General features: G+C 48.6%; 1 protein-coding gene. It reads right to left on the minus strand.

Annotation, left to right across the window (positions count from 1 at the left end; genetic code table 11):
• On the minus strand, window positions 1-547 hold a 547-nt coding region (locus R7Q46_RS29525; protein ID WP_318078632.1), incomplete at both ends, for a toprim domain-containing protein.

The following is a 547-nucleotide window of genomic DNA, read 5'->3' on the forward strand; positions in this document are numbered from 1 at the left end:
CACACCGTGTGTACGAACGATGATCTTCGGCAGGCTCAAACCAAGCTCTGCGTGCAGCTCCACTTCGTAGCTGTATTGGCTTGCACCCACTTCTTTCGCGTTTAGTTGCTCAACAAGTTGTTTTGTCCAAGCTTCTACTACTGCTGCATCATGACACTGCTCAGCCGTTAGACGAGATGTGTAGATAAGCTCATGCACTAAGGCGCGAGGGTAACGACGGCTCATACGGTCAGCAAGCTTGATACCTGCATTGTATTGTTGAACCAGTTTTTCTAGCGCTTCGCCAGCTAGAGCTGGAGCTTCTGCGTTTACGTGCAGTGATGCGTTGTCCAATGCCAATGATACTTGGTATTGGTTCATCGCTTCTTCATCTTTGATGTACTGCTCTTGTTTGCCCTTCTTCACTTTGTATAGTGGTGGCTGAGCGATGTACACGTAACCACGCTCGATAAGCTCTGGCATTTGACGGTAGAAGAAGGTCAACAGTAGCGTACGGATGTGCGAACCATCGACGTCAGCATCGGTCATGATGATGATGTTGTGGTAA

The sequence above is a fragment of the Vibrio sp. 811 genome, assembly GCF_033339195.1.